Below are 13,741 nucleotides of genomic sequence, written 5' to 3'. Positions count from 1 at the left end.
TAATCGCGGCGCGACCTTCGCAGGCAAGCCAGCTCCCACATTTGACCGAGTTTCACTTTTGGAATGCGTTCAATGTGGGAGCCGGGCTTGCCCGCGATAGCGGTAGAAGGGTTTAGCTCAAATCAGGGAAGGGGTGAGAAGGGCGAACGCCCATCGGCACTCTGCAATTCCTGCAGGTAGTTACGGAAAATCTGGCCCAGCACCTGGGTGGCCACTTCCAGTTCATCGCGCTGCATGTGCTCGGCGACTTCGTCGGCAGTGTCCAGCGCGTCTTCAGCGCCGTTGACCGCGGCCATCTTCAGCACGATATAGGCCTGGACGTTGTTGGCTGGCACGCCTTCGCCCTTGAAGAACATGTTGCCCAGCTCAAATTGTGCCTGCGCATGGCCCTGCAACGAGGCTTTCTCGAAATAGCTCAAGGCTTTGTTGAGGTCGCGGGCGGGGTTCTTGCTGTCGTGGTAGTACTCGCCCAACTCGTATTGCGCCTGCGCATCCCCGCCATCGGCCTGTTTCTGGCACGCGCTCAGGGCTTCGGCCTGGCTGTCTGGCTGGGTATTGAGGGTGCAACGACCCATCGCTGGGATTAACAACGAGTTGCCGCCTGCTTGTGCATGTGCCAGCAGCGGCTGAAGGAGCAACAGGCAGCCCAGAACCAGGGTGCGGCCGGTGCGTTTCATGGGAATCGACTTACCTCTGACGGGGCACGCGGACCCTCGGGGGTCCAATAAGCGCGCATTATGAAATAAGCAGGCCCCTGCTTACAAAGTCTTTACTCGTTTTTCTGCTGCGTGGGCAAGTTATCTGCCGGATTGCAGGTGATTTCTCGAAAAATGCAGGAAATCTCTGTAAGCAAAGTAGCAAATCTGACGCCGCCAGGGGCAGCGCCAGGTTTTTGCGTCACTTATTTCAGGGCCGCGAAGGCGCGCTCGGCAGCGTCCAGGGTCAACTTCAACTCGGCTTCGCCATGGGCGATGGAGGTGAACCCGGCCTCAAAGGCACTCGGCGCCAGGTACACGCCGCCTTCGAGCATCAGGTGGAAGAAGCGCTTGAACAGGTCGGCATCGCTGCCCATCACGTCATCGAAGGTGACGATGTCGTCGGCGCCACTGAAGTAAAGGCCGAACATGCCGCCCGCCTGGGTGGTGACAAACGGAATGCCCGCCGCGTCGGCACGCTGTTGCAGGCCGTCGAGCAGGCGGGTGGTGTAGTCGGTCAGCTCGGCGTGGAAGCCCGGGCGGCTGATCAGGCGCAAGGTGGTCAGGCCGGCGGCCATGGCCAGCGGGTTACCCGACAGGGTGCCCGCCTGGTACACCGGGCCCAGTGGCGCGATGTGCTGCATGATGTTGCGTTTGCCGCCGAAGCAGCCCACTGGCATGCCGCCACCGATGATCTTGCCGAAGGTGCTAAGGTCGGGCGTCACGCCGTAATAGGCCTGCGCGCCGCCGAGGGCCACGCGGAAACCGGTCATCACTTCATCGAAAATCAACACCACGCCGTGCTTGTCGCACTGCTCGCGCAAACCTTCCAGGAAGCCCGGTGCCGGTGGCACGCAGTTCATGTTGCCGGCGACCGGCTCGACGATGATGCACGCCACGTCCTGGCCCACTTCGTTGAGCATCTGCTCGACGGCGCCAATGTCGTTGAACGGCAGGGTCAGGGTGTGTTTGGCAAACGCGGCCGGCACACCGGCCGAGCTAGGCACGCCCTGGGTCAGCAGGCCCGAGCCGGCCTTGACGAGCAGGCTGTCGGAGTGGCCGTGGTAGCAGCCTTCGAACTTGATGATGCTGTCGCGGCCGGTAAAACCACGGGCCAGGCGGATGGCGCTCATGGTGGCTTCGGTGCCGGAGCTGACCATGCGCACCATTTCCATCGACGGCACGATCGAGCAGACCAGGTCAGCCATCTCGGTTTCCATGGCGGTCGGTGCGCCGTAGGACAAGCCGTGTTCCAGTTGCTTGCGCACCGCGTCGAGCACGTCCGGGTGGCTGTGGCCGAGAATCATCGGGCCCCAGGAGCCCACGTAGTCCACATAACGTTTGTCGTCTTCGTCGGTGACGTAGGCGCCTTCGGCATGCTTGAAGAACAGCGGCGTGCCGCCGACGCTCTTGAACGCACGCACGGGGGAGTTCACACCGCCGGGGATGTGTTTCTGGGCATTGGCAAACAGCGTTTCGGAACGGGACATGATCGGGCTCTCTGAAATCAAATCTTAAGAAGGGCGTTGAACGCACGGGCGCGGCGGGTAACTTCCGCAGTGCTGTCGGCACCGAACAGGCCGTGCACCACGGCGAGCAGGTCGGCACCGTGGGCCACCAGCGGCTCGGCGTTTTCCAGGGTCACGCCGCCGATCACGCAGATCGGCAATTGCACGCGGGCGCGGGCCTGGGCGAGCATTTCAACGGTAGCGGCAGGTGCGCCGGGCTTGGTACTGGAATTGAAGAAGCGGCCAAAGGCGACGTAGCTGGCGCCTTCCCGGGCGGCCTGCTCGGCCAGTTCGATCTGGCTGTGGCAGGTGGAGCCGATGATCGCCTTGGAGCCGAGCAGCGCGCGCGCCGGGGTCAGCGGGCCGTCGGTTTGCCCCAGGTGTACGCCGACGCCCAGGCGCGCGGCCAGTTCGGCGTCGTCGTTGATGATCAGCTGGGTCTTGTAGCGTGAGCACAGCTCTCGCAGTTTTTCCGCCTCACGCAGGCGACGGGCTTCGTCGTTGCTTTTGTCGCGGTACTGCAACAGGGTCACGCCGCCGTCCAACGCCGCTTCGACGTAGGCGAGGAATTTGCCGGCCAACAGTTGGCTGTCGGTAATGGCATACAGGCCACGTAGTTTCATCGGGCAGGCCTCTTAAGTCTTACGAGCAGAAATCCAGCGGCAAGCGGCGCGGCACGAACTGGCCCTGGCCGAGTTGTTCGGCATCACGCAGGGTGCGCCAAGTGTAGTTGAGGGCCGATTGCACGGCGCTCACCAGGCCTTCGCCCTGGGCAATCCGCCCGGCCAATGCGCTGGCCAGTGTGCAGCCCGAACCATGGTAGCTGCCCGGCAGGCGCTGGCAGGTAAAGGTCTGGTGCGTGCCGTCGCGGCTGTAGAGGCGGTTGTGCACTTCGTGCTCGTCGCCGTGGCCGCCGGTGATCAGCAGGTGCTTGATATACGGCAGCAGCTTCTCGGCGCATTCATCGGCCGTGCCGTCTGGCAGCTCGGCGAGGATGCGCGCTTCGGGCAGGTTCGGCGTGGCAATCAACGACAAGGGCAACAGCCGCTCGCGCATTGCATAACCGACTTCGTCCTTGCCCAGGCTGCCACCGCCACCGGCGCGCAGCACCGGGTCGCATACCACGGGCAGGTGCGGGTGCGCCTGCAGCAGTTCGACCACGGTGTCGACCATCGCCGTGGAGCCGAGCATGCCCAGCTTGACCGCCGCCACTTCGGAATCGCTGAGCACGGCATTGGCCTGGGCCAGTACCCACTCGCGGTCGAGCACGCGGAAATCGCTGACATTGACGGTGTTCTGCACGGTCAGGGCGGTGACGGCCGGAGCCGCATGGCAACCCTGGGCGAGCAGGGCTTCGATATCTGCCTGCAAGCCGGCGCCACCACTGGGGTCGTGGCCGGAGAGACAGAGGACAACGGGGCGAGAGCTGTAGATATTCATGGTGCGCGAGCTTACCACCAAACGCTTTTTGCGTGGCTGTCTGGCGAGGGGTGAATTTCACGGCCTGCCAGACGGGGTTTATGGCTGTTTGCCAGCCAGGGTTTGTTGTTGAAAATGCGCTGAAAGTACCGTTCTAGAGCCTTTCAAAAAATTATTTCAATGGTGTCTAATGGCCTTTACCGGCTATGCTAAAGTGGATCCAAACAACTTACTGTATCGCCGGTATACGTCTTCTCAAAAGGAATGGGGGCTTTTGACAGAACCGGACAGGCCACGCTGGGGCTCTATGCGCTATTTGCTGATCTTAATCTTGTGCGGGCTGCCGATGCTCGCCAGCGCCATCGAGTTCGACCAGGCCACTCGCAGCCTGCCGCTGGGCCGGGTCATGCAAGTGCTCGAAGACCCTACCGATGCCCTCACCATCGCCGACGTCAGTTCCCCTGCCTACGCTTCGAAATTCAAGACCCACGACAAAGCCACTCTCAACGCCGGCTATTCGCGCTCGGTGTTCTGGCTCAAGGTCGACCTGCATTACGTTGCCCAGGATGCCCGCGCCCCGCGCACTTGGTTCCTGGAGCTGGCCTACCCGCCACTCAATCGCCTGGACCTGTACCAGGCCGACGGCACTGGCAAGTACCGCCTCACCACTCGCACCGGCAGCGCGCTGCCGTTCTCCAGCCGCGAAGTGCGTCAGAGCAATTACCTGTTCAAGCTCAACTTCGTGCCCGACCAGCAGGAAACGGTCTACCTGCGCCTGCAAAGCGAAGGCTCGATCCAGGCACCGTTGACGCTCTGGGCCGGCACCGCTTACTTGGAAGAACAGCCGCTGCGCCTGTATGTGCTGGGGGCGATCTATGGCGTGCTGCTCGGCATGTTGATCTACAACCTGTTCATCTACCTGAGCGTGCGCGACACCAGCTACCTTTATTACATCTTCTACATTGCGTCGTTCGGCCTGTACCAGTTGTCGGTCAATGGCGTGGCCGTGGAGTACTTCTGGCCGAACAACCCGTGGTGGACGAACGCGGCGGTGCCGTTCCTGATCGGTTCGGCGGCGCTGTTTGGCAGCCTGTTTGCGCGCAGCTTCCTGCACACCGCGCAGCACAGCCGTTGGCTGGATCGCATCCTGCTGGGGCTGGCCGTCTGTGGCGGGCTGGTGATGGCCCTGGCGCTGCTGACCAGTTATGCCGTGGCGCTGCGCCTGGCCACCGGCTTGGCGCTGGTGTTCACCGTGACCATCTTTGTCGCCGCGATCAAGGCCTGGTGCTGTGGCCAGCGCATGGCGCGCTACTTCATCATTGCCTGGTCGGCCTTCCTGCTGGGTGGCGTGGTTAACACGATGATGGTGTTGGGCTACCTGCCCAACGTGTTCCTCACCATGTACGCCAGCCAGATCGGCTCGGCCATCGAAGTGGCGCTGCTGTCCCTGGCATTGGCCGACCGCATCAACGGCATGCGCGAGCAGCAGGCGCAGATCCTCTTCGATGCCAGCCAGAAGCTCGAAGTGCTTAACCAGGAACTGGCCCGCAGCAACCGGCTCAAGGACGAATTCCTGGCCACCCTGACCCACGAACTGCGCACGCCCATGAACGGCGTGATTGGCTCCCTCGAACTGATGCAGACCGTGCCCCTGGGCGATGACCTTGCGCAATATCAGCAAACGGCTGCCGGTTCGGCGCGGGACATGATGCGCATGGTCAACGGCATCCTCACCCTCACCGAACTGCAGGCCGGCCGCCTCACCGCCCAGGCCCAAGTGTTCAGCCTGCGCGGTGTGCTCGACACCTTGCGCCAGCAGTTCAACGCCAGCGCCCAGAGCAAGGGCCTGGCGTTTTCCATTGATGTGGCCGACGAGCTGCCCGACCGCGTGATGGGCGATGCCGACAAATTGGTCCAGTGCCTGGACTGCCTGCTGGACAACGCCTTCAAGTTCACCCATGAAGGTGTCGTGCGCCTGCGTGTGGTGGGCGTGCCCCACAGTGATGGCAGCTTGCGCCTGAGCTTTATCGTCACCGATACCGGTATCGGCTTTGCTTTCCTCGACGAAGCCACCCTGTACCAGCGCTTCTTCCAGCTTGACGGCTCGACCACCCGGGAATACGGCGGCCTGGGGATCGGCTTGGCAATCTGTCGTCAGTTGATCGAGCTGTTGGGCGGGCGCCTGACCCATCATTCCGAGCCGCGCAAGGGCAGTCGGTTCCAGTTGGAAGTGAGCGTCGAGCAGGTCGCGCCCGAGCCCAAGCCCACCGGGCCGGAGCCTTTCGGTCAGCGTGCGCCCCAAGAGTGTGCGGTACTGCTGGTGGATGACAACAGCGTGGGCCAGTTGGCCGTGCGCGGCATGCTGCTCAAGCTGGGCTATCGGGTCAAAACCGTGGACAGCGGCCCGGCTGCGCTGGCGGTTTTGCAGGGTGAAACCTTTGATGCAGTGCTGCTGGATGTGCCTGAAGGCGGGTTCTCGCTGTGTTGTCAGATCCGCGCCTTGCCGGGCTGTGGCGAGCTGCCGGTGATCGCCTTGAGCACCTCGTTACAAGCCCCGGAACGCGAGCGCTGCCATGGCATTGGCGTGACTGATCGACTGGCCAAGCCGGTACGATTCGAGGCGTTGCAGGCGGTGCTGGAGCGCCGTTTGCTGTGCCCTTTAGAGGGTGAAAGCGCCGGGCATTAGGCGTATATGACACTTTTTTAAGCGGGGCGACGGTGCTTAACTGAAATTCAGGCCTCAATTGCACGTGGCCTTTTTCCAGGAGGCCCGTCATGAACCTGCATCAATTTGCCGAAACCCACGACGTCACCAACCAGCCCCCGTCGCTCGACGGCACCAACCTGTATCGCATCGACTTGCCCCTGCAGGAATGGTCGCGCCGCTTTGGCGCCGGCTGGGCCGAGGCGCGTATAGACGCCTACGGTGCGCTGGCCGGCGGGCCGCTGATGGAGGCCGGGTTCCTGGCGAACCAGAACAAACCGGTGTTCAACAGCCATGACCGATATGGTCATCGGATCGATCTGGTCGAGTTTCATCCCGCTTACCATGAACTGATGCGCACGGCGGTGGAGCATGGCCTGCCGTCGCTGCCGTGGGCCCATCCGCAGTCCGGTGCCCATGTGGCCCGCGCCGCCATGACCTACCTGCACAGCCAGGCGGAAGCCGGCACCGGTTGCCCGCTGACCATGACCTTTGCCTGTGTCCCTGCTCTGCGTCTGCAACCGGACCTGGCGCAGGCCTGGCTGCCGAAAATCCTCAACACCCAGTACGACCCGCGCAACGTCGGCATTGCCCACAAGGCCGGCGCCACCATTGGCATGGCCATGACCGAGAAACAAGGCGGCACCGATGTGCGTGCCAACACCACCCGCGCTTACCCCGTGGGCGCGGGCGGCCCCGGGCAGGCCTACGAACTGGTGGGCCACAAGTGGTTTTGCTCGGCGCCGATGTGCGATGCCTTCCTGACCCTGGCCCAGACCGACAAAGGCCTGACCTGTTTCCTGCTGCCCCGGCACCGCCCGGATGACACGCGCAACGAGTTTTACATCCAGCGCCTGAAGAACAAGCTGGGCAACTGCTCCAATGCTTCCAGCGAAGTGGAGTTCCGTGGTGCCCTGGCCTGGATGGTCGGCGAAGAGGGGCGTGGCGTGCCCACCATCATCGAAATGGTTGCCATGACCCGCTTTGATTGCATGGTCGGCTCCAGCGCCCTGATGCGTCAGGCGCTCACCCAGGCCAGCCATCATTGCGCCCACCGTTCGGTCGGCGGCCGTGTGCTCAGCGAGCAACCGCTGATGCAAAACGTGCTGGCCGACCTGGCCCTGGAAAGCGAGGCCGCCCTGGCCTTGAGCATGCGCATGGGGCGCGCGCTGGATCATCTGGGCGATGAGAGGGAAGCCAAGTTCGCCCGGTTGGTGACGGCGGTGGGCAAGTATTGGATCTGCAAGCGGGCGCCGGCGATGATCAACGAAGCAGCCGAATGCATGGGGGGAGCAGGCTATGTGGAAGACAGCATCCTGCCGCGCCTCTACCGTGAGGCACCGGTGAATTCGACCTGGGAAGGTTCGGGCAACGTGCAGTGCCTGGATGTACTGCGCGCGCTGTCGAAAGAACCCGGTGTGTTGGAAGCGTTGTTCGTCGAGCTGGGGGATGGGCATGGCGACAAATCATTGGTGCGGCATATTGATCGGTTGAAAGCGGCCTTCATGGACACCCAGGACATTCAATACCGCGCACGGCAATTGACCGAGGACATCGCCATGGCGCTGCAGGCCAAGCTGCTGCTGGAGGCCGGGAATACGGCAGTCAGCGATGGCTTTATCGCCAGCCGCCTGGGCGAATCGTCCGGTCGGGTATACGGTACGTTGCTGCGTGGTGTGGATGTGGGGGCTATTGTTGCTCGTTCGACGCCAACCCTCTGACTACACTCGATTAAAATGTGGGAGCGGGCTTGCTCGCGAATGCGTTGTGTCAGTCACCTATTCATCAACTGACAGGCCGCATTCGCGAGCAAGCCCGCTCCCACATTATTAACCGCATTCCAAACCCGGTGTTTCAGTGAAGCTGGGATACAGGCAAGATGAAGGCCTGCACGTCAGAACACAGGATGCTTACCGTGACCGAAGCTTTTGTTGTCGTTCAAACCGCCGAGGAAGCCGTGGATCGGCTGGCGGCTCTGCATGAGCGTGCTACCGGCGCGCTTAACCAAGCCCTCAAGCGATACCTCAAAGACCGCGTCGAGCCCGACGCCGAACAACGTGCGCTGTTTCGCTACCCCGAACTGCGCCTGACCTACCACTGCCACGGCGAAGTCCCACAGACGACCCGGGCGTATGCCAAGGTCCAGTTGCCGGGGACCTACAGCGTCACCGTCACCCATCCCGGCGCGTTCCGTAAATACTTGCTGGAGCAACTGGTGCCGCTGATGCACGACTTCACCGTGACGGTGGAAGTGGGCGTCAGCCAGCAGAACATTCCCTACCCGTACGTGGTGGAGCAGGGCGACGAGCTGGCCGGTTCCGGTGTAACCGCCGCGACCCTGGCCCGGGTATTCCCGAGCACCGACCTGTCGGCGGCCACCGATGGCATCGCCGACGGCCTCTACGATTGGGAAAATACCGACCCGCTGCCTCTGGCATTGTTTGATGCGGCCCGCGTGGACTTCTCCCTGCGCCGCCTGGTGCACTACACCGGCAGCGACTGGCGCCATGTGCAGCCGTGGATCCTGCTGACCAACTACCACCGCTACGTTGACCAGTTCATCCTGCATGGCCTGGAACAACTGCGCAGTGACCCGCGCTTTATCCGCATGGTGCTGCCGGGCAACGTGGTGATCGACAAGTCCATGGACCATGGCGAAGCGTCTGCCATCGCCGCGGGCGTGGTCTGGCACCGTTACCAGATGCCGGCCTACCACCTGCAGGCCAGCGATGGCCATGGTGTGACCCTGGTGAACATCGGCGTTGGCCCGTCCAACGCCAAGAACATCACCGACCACCTGGCGGTGCTGCGTCCGCATTGCTGGCTGATGATCGGCCACTGCGGCGGCCTGCGCCAATCCCAGACCATCGGCGACTACGTGTTGGCCCACGCCTACATGCGCCGCGACGGGATTCTCGACCGCGTGGTGCCACCGAACATCCCGATCCCGGCCCTGGCCGAAGTGCAACTGGCCTTGCAGCAGGCGGCGGCCAACGTCACCGGCGAAAAAGGCGAAGAGCTGAAAAAACGCCTGCGCACCGGCACCGTGTTGACCTATGACGACCGCAACTGGGAGCTGCGCTGGGCCCAGGAGCGGCCGCTGATCAACCTGTCGCGTGCTGTGGCCGTGGACATGGAAAGCGGCACCATCGCCGCCCAGGGCTATCGCCTGCGGGTGCCGTACGGCACGTTGTTGTGCGTGTCGGACAAGCCGCTGCACAGCGAGATCAAGCTGCCGGGTTCGGCCAACGCGTTCTATGAGCGTGCGGTGAGCCAGCACTTGAAGATCGGCATCGAGGCGGTGGATTTGCTGCGCACCGAACTCAACTCGCTGCACTCGCGCAAACTGCGCAGCTTCGACGAGCCGCCGTTCCGCTAGTTGGGATGGTCATTTAACGGTCAGGCCACTAGCATTGTCGGTCCTGACCGTTAGATGTACCGAAGCCATGTCCCGTCCCACTCGTCCCGATTCGCGCCGCCCTGGCGTGAAACCTCCGCACTCCGCTGCACGCCGTGTTGCCAAGGCGCCACCGGCCGAGCCCAAATTGATCCTGTTCAACAAGCCGTTCGACGTGCTGACCCAGTTCAGCGACGAAGGCGGCCGCGCCACACTCAAGGACTTCATCGACATCCCCGGCATCTACCCGGCCGGTCGCCTGGACCGCGACAGCGAAGGCTTGCTGCTGCTGACCAACGATGGCCAACTGCAGGCGCGCATTGCCGATCCCAAGCACAAGCTGGCGAAAACCTACTGGGTGCAGGTGGAAGGCGAGCCGACGCAAGAGCACCTGCAACGCCTGCGCGACGGTGTGGAACTCAACGACGGCATGACCTTGCCCGCCGAAGCGCGGCAACTGGATGAGCCCGAGTTATGGCCGCGCAACCCGCCGGTGCGCTTTCGCAAGAGCGTGCCCACTCATTGGTTGGAACTGGTGATTCGGGAAGGGCGCAACCGCCAGGTTCGGCGCATGACCGCTGCCGTGGGCTTGCCGACGTTGCGCCTGGTGCGTGTGCGCATTGGCGACTGGTCGATCGACGGCCTGGACCAGGGCCAGTGGAAGGAAGTGCCGGCGCGCTTATAAAGCGCCGGACTCGATCAGGCCGATCACCACGCTCTTGATGATGAAGGCGGCCACGCCCAGCCCCAGCACGAAGAACAGAATGAACGAGCCGAAGCGCCCGGCTTTGGACTTCTTGGCCAGGTCCCAGACGATAAAGCCCATGAAAATGATCAGGATAGTGACCAGGCCGGTCATCATCCATTCTTCAAACAGGGCGGGATCGATGTTGTTCATGCGGGAATTTTTCCGACGAGGCAGGCGGGAAAGTATACGGCAGTGTTACAGGCACAACATTGACCTGGATCGAAGTGAGTTCCAGTTGTGGGAGCGGGCTTGCTCGCGAAGGCGGTGTATCAGTCACCTATGCATCAACTGACCGGCCGCTTTCGCGAGCAAGCCCGCTCCCACAAGGGATTTTCATTGTTCTTACATTAAGTGCGCAGGTGGGTCAGCGGCAATTCGGTGCTGTTGAGCACCTGGTTCAGCACAAAGCTGGAGCGCACGCTGGTCACGCCTTCGATGCGGGTCAGGTGGCCCAGCAGCAGCTTTTGATAGTGGTCCATGTCCGGCACCACCACTTTCAACTGGTAGTCGGCATCCATCCCGGTGACCAAACTGCATTCCAGCACCTGGGGCAGGGTGCGGATGGCGGCTTCGAAGTTCTCGAAACGCTCCGGTGTATGCCGGTCCATGCCGATCAGCACATAGGCCGTGAGGCTCAAGCCGAGCATCTTGCGGTCGAGCAGCGCGACCTGGCGGGCGATATAGCCGTCGTCTTCCAACTGCTTGACCCGGCGCGAGCAGGGCGATGGCGACAGGCCGATACGCTCGGCCAACTCCTGGTTGGAGATCCTCGCGTCGCGCTGCAATTCCGCCAAAATACTCAGGTCGTATCGGTCAAGCTTGCTCATTGGGTTGGCCTTTGTCGTAACTATTGCGATGAATTATCTATGAAGGGTTAAAAATTGCGCAAGCACTGTTTATTGACGCAATCTTCGCAATCATCTGCCGGGCGCTCGCGGGTATCTTTATCAACAGAATCACCGCCTGGACAACAGTCCACTGCAGCCCGCCCAATCAGGCCCGCTGCGGCCGCCACCCCAGCAGGGTTGAGCCGGCCTCCAGGCTGCACACTGTCCAGAAGACGGCGTGAGGTGAGCCAACGTCAAAAGCGTTGAGCCAGGACGAAATTCTCAAGGGGTGGCCGACGGGTCACCCCTTTTTCTTTGCCTTCAGAAAATTGTTCTCGTGACTGATAACCTGTCTTAGAACCGGGTGAGGCTTTTCCAGTCTCATGGTATGAGGCCGGACACTCTAGGCCCTAATCCGCAGTGAGGAATAGCATGAAGCGCATCTGGCGTATGGCAGGTGTAGGTTTGCTGATGATCAGCGTCGGCACGCAAGTGATGGCCGACGACCCACGCTCAGAAGGCGGTGGTCAGCATGAACGAGGGCCCGAAGGCGGGCGGCAAGGCAACGAACAGCCGCGACCGCAGAACAACCAACCGCGACCTGAAAATAATCAGCCGCGCCCTCAGAGCCCTCAACAGCGGCCCGAAAACAATCAGCCGCGTCCGCAGAATCAACATTTCGAAAACAACCCGCCACGCCCGCAGAACGAGCACTTCGATCGTGGCGAGCAGCGTGGCGGCGGGCAATGGCAAGGGCGCCCACAAGGTGCTGATCAGCCTCGGCCTGCGCCGCAACCGGCCCAGCCGGCCAACAACCTGCCGATCCAGGGACGCCCGGATACCGTGCGCCAAACCCAGGAGCCGCGCCAGGGTTACTACCAGGACATCCCGCGCCGCAACGACGGCAACCCGCATTGGCAAGGCGGCAACGCCCCAGGCCCGCGCCCGGGCGGCGGCTTCAATGGCCACCCCAATGACATTCGCTGGCCGGGCCGCCCGAATGGGCACGGCAATGGCTGGGGCCCGGGGCCGCAGTATCGCCCGGGGTACACTGTCGACCGCTTTACCGACCGCAACTACCGCGTGCCGTACCGTGGCCAGGATTACTTCTTCTCCGGCGGCTACTGGTATCGCCCCCAAGGCCCACGTTATGTGGTGGTGACGCCGCCTTACGGCATTCGCGTGCAATACCTGCCGGACTACGCTCGGGAAGTGTGGGTGGGCAGTGCGCTGTTCTTCGTCGCCGCCGGTGCTTATTACACCTACGAAGCCAGCTCCCAGCAGTACGTGGTAGTGCAACCGCCTGCACAGCCGCCGGCGCCCCAGGGCAATGGCTATGACGTGATCGCCTATCCCGCCAATGGCCAGTCACCGGCCCAGGTACAACAGGACGGTTACGACTGTTATCGCTGGGCGGTGCAGCAAAGTGGGTTCGACCCGCAGGCCGTCACCTACGCCCCGGACCCCGCGGTGGTGCAAACCTACCGCCAGGCCCAGGGCAACTGCCTGAGCAGTCGTGGTTACCAGGTGCAGTACTAGGCCTTGTTGCCCGTGACCACTTCCCGCGGGTCGGCGTGCACCAGCACTTCGGCGCGCGGGTAGGCTTGGTGAATGGCATCGGCGGCCTGGTCGCTGATGCCATGGGCCACTGATAGCGTCAATTCCCCTGGCAACTCCAGGTGCAGCTGCACAAACCAATGGCTGCCGGAAATCCGCGTGCGCAAATCATGCGCACCCAACACCCCCGGAACGCCACGGGCCAGTTCCAGCATATGCTGGCTCACATCAGGCGGCAGCTCCTCATCCATCAGCACCGCGAAGCTTTCCCGGGCGATCTGGATGGCACTCCACAAGATGTAGGCCGCGATCCCGAGGCCGAACCAGGCATCCACCTGATTGAACCCGAACCCCGCCAGTACCAACGCTACCAGGATGCTACCGTTGAGCATCAGGTCGGAGCGGTAATGCAGCGAGTCAGCCCGCACCGCGTTGGAGCCGGTTTCGCGGATCACCCGGTGTTGCAGCATCAGCAACGCCACGGTCATCACCAGGGAAAACACGATTACCCCGATGCTCAACCACGGCGCACCGACCGGTTCTGGGTGTTGCAGGCGTTGATAAGCCTGGAACGCGATCAGCACCGCACTGCCGGCGATAAACAGCGCCTGGGCCATGCCCGACAACGATTCCGCCTTGCCGTGCCCATAACGGTGATCGTCATCGGCCGGGCGTAGTGCGTAGTGCACCGCCAGCAAATTCAGCAGCGAAGTTACGCCGTCCAGCAGTGAGTCGGTCAACCCGGCGAGCATGCTCACCGAGCCGCTGAGCCACCAGGCGATGGCCTTGGTGATAATCAGTGCACAGGCCACGCCCACCGAGGCGCGCGTCGCCAGGCGCAAAAGCCGGGCGTGTTCGGGGCTGCTGGTCATAGGCGGGTCGAATC

At 62.6% G+C, this 13,741-nt stretch carries 12 protein-coding genes; 5 read left to right on the top strand and 7 right to left on the bottom strand.

What is annotated here, in order from left to right; all coding sequences use genetic code 11:
• Window positions 1-122 precede the first annotated feature (122 nt).
• From ACVWVP_RS19330 to ACVWVP_RS19315, 4 genes are all read right to left on the bottom strand, one after another.
• Entirely contained in the window at window positions 123-677 is a 555-nt protein-coding gene (locus ACVWVP_RS19330) for a tetratricopeptide repeat protein (RefSeq protein ID WP_176998516.1), read from the bottom strand.
• Between the two features lie 224 nt (window positions 678-901).
• The gene (gene hemL / locus ACVWVP_RS19325; RefSeq protein WP_178919415.1) at window positions 902-2,185 is read right to left on the bottom strand and encodes a glutamate-1-semialdehyde 2,1-aminomutase; all 1,284 of its coding nucleotides are present in this window, start codon (window positions 2,183-2,185) and stop codon (window positions 902-904) included.
• 17 nt (window positions 2,186-2,202) lie between these two features.
• Window positions 2,203-2,826: a thiamine phosphate synthase gene (thiE, locus tag ACVWVP_RS19320; protein ID WP_178919417.1), complete on the bottom strand. Its 624-nt coding sequence runs from the start codon at window positions 2,824-2,826 to the stop codon at window positions 2,203-2,205.
• Window positions 2,827-2,845: 19 nt separating this feature from the next.
• Window positions 2,846-3,643, bottom strand: coding sequence for a hydroxymethylpyrimidine/phosphomethylpyrimidine kinase (locus tag ACVWVP_RS19315; protein ID WP_178919419.1), 798 nt, complete (start codon window positions 3,641-3,643; stop codon window positions 2,846-2,848).
• Window positions 3,644-3,929: 286 nt separating this feature from the next.
• On the opposite strand from ACVWVP_RS19315, the gene ACVWVP_RS19310 reads away from it, so the two are divergent.
• The 4 genes from ACVWVP_RS19310 (at window position 3,930) to ACVWVP_RS19295 (ending at window position 10,408) form a co-directional block, all read left to right on the top strand.
• Window positions 3,930-6,308, top strand: a complete 2,379-nt coding sequence (locus tag ACVWVP_RS19310) for a hybrid sensor histidine kinase/response regulator (protein ID WP_457407602.1) — start codon at window positions 3,930-3,932, stop codon at window positions 6,306-6,308.
• An 89-nt stretch (window positions 6,309-6,397) separates the two neighbouring features.
• Entirely contained in the window at window positions 6,398-8,047 is a 1,650-nt protein-coding gene (locus ACVWVP_RS19305; protein WP_457407600.1) for an acyl-CoA dehydrogenase family protein, read from the top strand.
• Between the two features lie 158 nt (window positions 8,048-8,205).
• Window positions 8,206-9,705 carry an AMP nucleosidase gene (amn, locus tag ACVWVP_RS19300; protein WP_178919425.1) on the top strand — a complete coding sequence of 500 codons (1,500 nt, stop codon included), beginning with the start codon at window positions 8,206-8,208 and terminating at the stop codon, window positions 9,703-9,705.
• Between the two features lie 67 nt (window positions 9,706-9,772).
• Window positions 9,773-10,408, top strand: a complete 636-nt coding sequence (locus ACVWVP_RS19295; protein WP_256732814.1) for a pseudouridine synthase — start codon at window positions 9,773-9,775, stop codon at window positions 10,406-10,408.
• Here ACVWVP_RS19295 and ACVWVP_RS19290 read toward each other — a convergent pair.
• A complete protein-coding gene (locus ACVWVP_RS19290; protein ID WP_025999909.1) occupies window positions 10,403-10,612 on the bottom strand; it encodes a DUF2788 domain-containing protein in 210 nt (69 codons plus the stop codon). The two genes, ACVWVP_RS19295 and ACVWVP_RS19290, sit on opposite strands and share 6 nt — an antisense overlap.
• A 206-nt stretch (window positions 10,613-10,818) precedes the next feature.
• Window positions 10,819-11,298, bottom strand: coding sequence for an Lrp/AsnC family transcriptional regulator (locus tag ACVWVP_RS19285; protein WP_003194418.1), 480 nt, complete (start codon window positions 11,296-11,298; stop codon window positions 10,819-10,821).
• Window positions 11,299-11,730: 432 nt separating this feature from the next.
• On the opposite strand from ACVWVP_RS19285, the gene ACVWVP_RS19280 reads away from it, so the two are divergent.
• On the top strand, window positions 11,731-12,837 hold the full coding sequence (locus tag ACVWVP_RS19280) for a DUF6515 family protein (RefSeq protein WP_457407598.1): 1,107 nt from the start codon (window positions 11,731-11,733) through the stop codon (window positions 12,835-12,837).
• Here the strand turns inward: ACVWVP_RS19280 and ACVWVP_RS19275 are convergent.
• Window positions 12,834-13,727, bottom strand: coding sequence for a cation diffusion facilitator family transporter (locus ACVWVP_RS19275; protein WP_178919429.1), 894 nt, complete (start codon window positions 13,725-13,727; stop codon window positions 12,834-12,836). The two genes, ACVWVP_RS19280 and ACVWVP_RS19275, sit on opposite strands and share 4 nt — an antisense overlap.
• Between the last annotated feature and the right edge of the window lie 14 nt (window positions 13,728-13,741).

The organism is Pseudomonas sp. TE24901, from assembly GCF_054058375.1.
This window is presented reverse-complemented; position numbering and strand designations above follow the sequence as displayed.

Excerpts from the sequence above, each read along its gene's own strand:
- ACVWVP_RS19295 (WP_256732814.1), top strand. The coding sequence starts at position 9,773 with ATGTCCCGTCCCACTCGTCCCGATTCGCGCCGCCCTGGCGTGAAACCT.
- ACVWVP_RS19285 (WP_003194418.1), bottom strand. The coding sequence starts at position 11,298 with ATGAGCAAGCTTGACCGATACGACCTGAGTATTTTGGCGGAATTGCAG.
- hemL (WP_178919415.1), bottom strand. The coding sequence starts at position 2,185 with ATGTCCCGTTCCGAAACGCTGTTTGCCAATGCCCAGAAACACATCCCC.
- thiE (WP_178919417.1), bottom strand. The coding sequence starts at position 2,826 with ATGAAACTACGTGGCCTGTATGCCATTACCGACAGCCAACTGTTGGCC.
- ACVWVP_RS19305 (WP_457407600.1), top strand. The coding sequence starts at position 6,398 with ATGAACCTGCATCAATTTGCCGAAACCCACGACGTCACCAACCAGCCC.
- ACVWVP_RS19275 (WP_178919429.1), bottom strand. The coding sequence starts at position 13,727 with ATGACCAGCAGCCCCGAACACGCCCGGCTTTTGCGCCTGGCGACGCGC.
- ACVWVP_RS19315 (WP_178919419.1), bottom strand. The coding sequence starts at position 3,643 with ATGAATATCTACAGCTCTCGCCCCGTTGTCCTCTGTCTCTCCGGCCAC.
- ACVWVP_RS19330 (WP_176998516.1), bottom strand. The coding sequence starts at position 677 with ATGAAACGCACCGGCCGCACCCTGGTTCTGGGCTGCCTGTTGCTCCTT.
- ACVWVP_RS19310 (WP_457407602.1), top strand. The coding sequence starts at position 3,930 with ATGCGCTATTTGCTGATCTTAATCTTGTGCGGGCTGCCGATGCTCGCC.
- ACVWVP_RS19280 (WP_457407598.1), top strand. The coding sequence starts at position 11,731 with ATGAAGCGCATCTGGCGTATGGCAGGTGTAGGTTTGCTGATGATCAGC.
- amn (WP_178919425.1), top strand. The coding sequence starts at position 8,206 with ATGAAGGCCTGCACGTCAGAACACAGGATGCTTACCGTGACCGAAGCT.